4 protein-coding genes are annotated in these 5,748 nt (G+C 32.9%); all 4 read left to right on the top strand.

Annotated features, from left to right (window positions below; all coding sequences use genetic code 11):
- Positions 1-147 precede the first annotated feature (147 nt).
- Positions 148-2,040, top strand: a complete 1,893-nt coding sequence (locus tag MVY38_RS01310; protein WP_297482616.1) for a TolC family outer membrane protein — start codon at positions 148-150, stop codon at positions 2,038-2,040.
- Complete coding sequence (locus MVY38_RS01305; RefSeq protein ID WP_297482613.1) at positions 2,040-3,206, top strand: OmpA family protein; 1,167 nt, start codon at positions 2,040-2,042, stop codon at positions 3,204-3,206. Before MVY38_RS01310 ends, MVY38_RS01305 begins: the two co-directional genes overlap by 1 nt.
- 2 nt (positions 3,207-3,208) lie before the next feature.
- Positions 3,209-5,335 carry a type I secretion system permease/ATPase gene (locus tag MVY38_RS01300; RefSeq protein ID WP_297482611.1) on the top strand — a complete coding sequence of 709 codons (2,127 nt, stop codon included), beginning with the start codon at positions 3,209-3,211 and terminating at the stop codon, positions 5,333-5,335.
- Positions 5,325-5,748 (top strand): biotin/lipoyl-binding protein (locus MVY38_RS01295; protein ID WP_297482609.1); only part of this gene is annotated, 424 nt, incomplete at its 3' end. The genes MVY38_RS01300 and MVY38_RS01295, both read left to right, overlap by 11 nt.

Genomic DNA, 5,748 nt, shown 5'->3' with positions numbered 1-5,748 from the left:
ATATATATTACATCATTTTACCCTTTCTTTATATAGATTTAATTTATTATTGTAATGATAAAATAGAATTTTTTAATAAAAAAATAGCTATAATAAAAAATTACATAAAATAACTTTTATTAGTTTATATATTTATTAGGACACAATTTGAAGAAATTACTTTTTATACCATTTATGTTTGTAATCTCCAGTAGTGTATCTGCGTTAACATTGCAAAAGACAGTCAGCGAAGTGCTTGCTACGCACCCAGTTATTCAGCAGCAGTTGAAAAATTATAGGGCTACTCGTGAAGACATGAGTATTGCTGATTCTGATTATATGCCTACAGTGGACATTGTCGGAGGTGCTGGATGGAAAACAAAAGGTCATTTGGCAAACCAGCCTGATTATAACGATCATAGAGCATACAATAGTGCTGTAATTGTAAAACAAAATCTGTTTAATGGCTTTAAAACACTCTATTCTGTCGCTTATGAGAAAGCTCGAGTTGTTGCTGCTGCTTATAATTATGTTGAAAAAGCAGATGATGTAACTTTGCAAACAACAAAGGCATATCTTGATCTTCTTCGTGCCTACGAACTTTATAAAGTTGTTAAAGAGAATGTAGCTGAAAATGAGTTGATTTATTCAAAGGTGTATGAGCTTTATGTTTCAGGTGCAGCAGCAAAATCAGAACTTGATAAGATTCAGTCTTCATTGTCTTTGTCGCGTTCAAATTTAACAGTAAGAAGAAACAATTTGGTAGATGCGCGTTTTGCTTTACATGAATTTTTAGGAAGGGCAGTTTCAGTAGAGGCTTTAGAAAAACCTGCCTTTACTGCAAAATTGCCTTCAAGTCGTATCCGCGCAATGCAATTTGCTTTTGAGCATAATCCTTCTCTTCTTGTAAGCCGTTTCAATATAAAAGCTGCACAAAAAAAGTATAAACAGTCTCGCCAAAACTACTATCCTTCAGTTGATTTAGAAGCCGCACAATATTATTCTGATAATTGGCAAACATCAGTACAGCAAGATGATAGATTTGAAGTTATGTTAAATGTGACATATAATCTTTATAATGGTGGTAAAGATAGTGCAAGAAAACAAAAAAATATATCTTTAGTAAGTGAAGAGGTCGATAAACAAAGAGAACTCAAACGTAAACTTATTCATAGTCTTGGTGTTTCATGGTCATCATATGAAATAATCGGTATGCAACTTAATGAGCTTTATAAGTTTCAGAGTTTTTCTTTTTCAACATTGAATTTGTATAAAAAAGAGTATGAATTAGGACAGCGTTCACTTTTAGATCTTTTAGCGGCACAAAATGATTATTTTGGTGCGCAAGCGCAAATTATTAATGCTCAATATGATCAGCTATATGCAAAATATAGAATATTAGATGCTATGGGTGTTTTAGTTGTTGCATTACTTGGCGAAGATACAGATTATTATAAAACAGTTGGTTTAGAAAATGGATATAAGGACATAAAAGACAAGCTTCCTGTCAATTTGGATGTAGATAATGATAAGATTCCTGATTCTCAAGATATATGCGTAAATTCAGAACTCAATGCAACTGTAATGCCGTATGGTTGTCAAAAATTTGTAGAAGATAAAGACGGAGATGGTGTTAGCGATGATAAGGATCTATGTCCATCGACTCCACTTGGATTTGCAGTCAATGATGATGGCTGTCCTCTATCTAAAAACTTAAATATTGAATTTGAACCATTATCTAACAAGATAGCAAAAACATCAAATCTAAAAATCAAACAATTTGCCAGATTTTTAAAAGAGAACCCATTATATAATATTATTATAGTGGGTCATACTGATAATGTCGGGACACAAAAAGAGAATCTTAAGTTGTCTGAAGAGAGAGCTAAGGAAGTAGAAAAAGCATTAGAGTCTTATGGTGTAGATGAAGCTCGTATGAGTGTTGTCGGAAAAGGAGAGATGGAACCTATTGCAGATAATGCCACTCCAAAGGGAAGAAGAAAAAATAGAAGAATAGAAATTAGACTTAACTATGTTGCTGATAAATCGGGAGATCAATAATGAAAAAGTTATATTTACTACTTTGTGCGTGTTCACTGGGTATTGCTGCGGGTGAAACTATTATTCCGCCTGACCTTCAAATGAAAGTTGATTTGCGTAACTATCACGAGATAGAAAAGAAAGACAACACTATTAAGTTTGATCAAAATAATTCACAAACAAATGGAATATACAATTATAGATATTCTCCGCTTGAACAAAGAAAAAAACAGAGTGCAAATATATTTTTAGATAGAAATTTTGACAAAATAGAACGTTTTTCTCCTTTATATTTTAAAGGTGATACCTTAGATAATGACTCAAATAAGACTTTGAATGATATTATTGAGAAAATCAAAGAGTATAGAAATAGTAAGAATCAAGGAGTCGCTGTCACTATAATCGGATACACACAAAAAACTGAAAATAATGCAACGAAGGTAAATTTAGAGAGTGCATACGCAAACTTTTTTCAAAGTGTAGCTCAGAGGAACAATATGAATCCTAAGAAGGCGCGTGAGGAGTCTATAGATTATATGAAAAATATTTATGATACTTTAGTCGATCATAATATTTCAAAAAAGATTCTTTATAGAGAAAATCGTGCAGGAAAAGATGCTCTCAAAACAGAAGAATTTAGTGATGGACGAGAAAAAAATAATCGTGTAGAGGTAGCGATATATGCAAAATCATTTATAGACCCTGATACAGACAAAGATGGGGTACATGATTCAAAAGATTATTGTCCAAATACACCTCTTGGCTCAAGTGTAGATAAAAATGGATGCCCTCAGTTAATGAATCTTGATTTGAAATTTGATTTTGATAAGGCGACTATTTCAGATAAAAAATCGCTTGATGCTATTGAGAAACTTGTGAAATTTATGAAAAAATACCCTTCTTATCATGCACATATAGTCGGGAATACTGATAGTGCTGGTTCAGCAAAATATAATCTAAAACTCTCTCTGCGACGCGCGAAATTTGTTGTAAAAATTATGGAAGATGCAGGGATTGATCCAAGCCGTTTAAGTTTTGAAGGCAAGGGAGAAAGTGAACCATTATTTGAAAATATTAATCCTTTTAATCGCCATATGAATAGACGTACAGAAGTGGAACTTACGCTTCCAGAAGAGCAAATAAAACAAAAGAAAATAGAACATAGAGTTGGGCGGAGAAAAGGTTAAAGATGTCTCTTCTTTACTCACTTTCACTCTACACAAAGTTATATGCTAAGCCTTATAGTGTAGAGTCTTTAAGTGCCGGACTTCCGAAATCTCAAGTAGATGATGATTTTAAACTTTTTTCTTCAAAGAGTTCAAAATCGCTTTTCTCTCGTGCAGCTTCTAGAGCCGGACTTAAATCAACATTATCAAAAAAATCACTAAATGAAATTATAGATCTACATCTTCCATGTATTTTGTTATTATCTGAAAATAATTCATGTATTTTGGAGTCATTTTCAGATGATAGAAAAAAAGCAAAAATAATTTTTGCTGAAGAAGAACCATTAGAAGAGTGGATGGATGTTGATAAGCTTCAAGAAATTTACCTTGGTTATCTCTTTTTAATTAAAAAAGAGTATCAGTATAAAAAAGATATTCATAAAGTTGACACTCACAATAAACATTGGTTTTTTGATACACTCAAACTCTCTGCACCCATTTATAAAGATGTCCTACTGGCATCTGTTTTAGTTAATCTATTTGTTTTGGCGACACCACTTTTTACCATGAATGTCTATGATCGAGTCATCCCAAATAACGCCAAAGAGACCCTTTTTGTTTTTACAACAGGTGTCGTTTTAGCTTATTTAATAGATATATCCTTAAAATATAGTCGTACTTATTTGCTTGAGATTGCTGCTAAAAAGAGTGATATTATTATGAGCTCTATGATATTTGAGCGTGTACTTGATTTAAAAATGGCATCACATCCAAAATCAGTTGGCTCTTTTGCCTCAAATCTTAAAGATTTTGATTCTATCCGATCTTTTTTGACAAATTCTACTACAACAGCACTTGTTGATTTACCTTTTACAATTTTATTTTTGTTTGTTATTTATTATATTGGAGGCTCAATTGTAATTATTCCCATCATTACAATAGCACTTATTTTACTTTATGCTTTTATTATTCAAAAACCTTTGGCAAAAAGTATTGAAGATACGCATGAGGTGAGTGCTAAAAAGAGTAATGTAATTATCGAAGCACTGCAAAATATTGAGACTATCAAGACACATAATCTTAGTTCTACCATTCAGCATGACTACGAAGAAGCTACAGGTGAAATGGCACATAAGAGTCTTAAATCACGTTTAATGAGTGCCTCTGTTCCCACCATTACAAGTTTTCTTATACAACTAAATACTGTGCTTATAGTCTTTTATGGAGTATATCTTATAAATGATTTTGAACTCACAATGGGTGCTTTAATCGCTGTTGTAATTTTAACTTCAAGAACAATTGCTCCTGTAGGTCAAGCTGCTGCATTGATTACAAACTACTCAGATGCCAAAGCCTCTTATGAAGTTATTGAAAATATTATCTCTCAACCACGGGAAAGACCTATAGCAAAAGAGTTTATTCAGCGTTTAAGGTATGATGGAAAAATAGAATTTCGTAATGTGAGTTTTGCTTATGAGCAAGATGGTGTCATGGCCTTAAATGAGGTGAATTTTACTATAAATAGTGGTGAAAAAGTAGCAATTATAGGAAGAATAGGAAGTGGGAAAAGTACCATCGAAAAGCTTATACTCTCTTTGTATAGCCCAATAAAAGGTTCTATTCTTATTGATGATATTGATATTTCCCAAATAGATCCGGCAGATTTACGTTCTCACATCTCTTATGTACCACAAGATATTCATCTTTTTAAGGGAACTATTAAGAGTAATATAAAAGCAAAATTTCCTCACGCAACAGATGAAGCAATGATAAAAGCTGCGCGACTCGCTGGTGTAGAAGAGTTTGTGTTACAACATCCTAATGGTTATGAAATGTCCGTTAATGATCGTGGTATGGGACTTTCAGGAGGACAACGCCAAAGTGTTGGCATAGCCAGAGCATTCTTAAATGAAAGTAAGATACTTTTACTTGATGAACCTACAAACTCTATGGATACTTTAAGTGAACAACGCTTTATAGATAAACTTCAAAAGTACATTAGTGATGAGACGATGATTCTTGTGACACAAAAGATGAACCTTTTAAGTTTGGCTGATCGTGTGATAGTTATTCATAATGGTCGCATTGAACTTGATGGAGCGACGAATGAGGTCATTGAGAAATTAGGAGGAGCTAAAGTTGAAAAATAAATCTTCAAAGCTTACTCCAAATGATTATGAATTTATGAACTCTCTTGCTTCTGCAATGTTACAAAGTAGCCCGAAGAAGATACGCATTAGTATAATATTTTGGGTTATTAGTTTGAGCGTTCTTATTGCTTGGATGGCATTTGCCAATATCGATGAAATTGTGCGTGGAAGTGGTGAAGTAATACCTCGCGGAGACAATAAAGTTGTTCAAAATCTAGAAGGTGGAATAGTACAAGAGATACTGACTCATGAAGGGGCAAAGGTAAAAAAAGGTGATATTCTTCTTAAAATAGATAATCAAAAATCTGTAAGTTCATACGAAAGTAATAAAGGATCGTCACTTGCCCTTAAAGCAAAAATATTAAGACTGCGTGCAGAATCTGCAAATAAACCATTTCTTGTTGCTAAAGAGA

This window comes from Sulfurimonas sp. (assembly GCF_027056685.1).
In the GTDB taxonomy this organism is placed as follows: Bacteria; Campylobacterota; Campylobacteria; order Campylobacterales; family Sulfurimonadaceae; genus Sulfurimonas.
The sequence above is the reverse complement of the archived record's forward strand: the minus strand, read 5'-3'. Positions and strand labels throughout refer to the sequence as shown.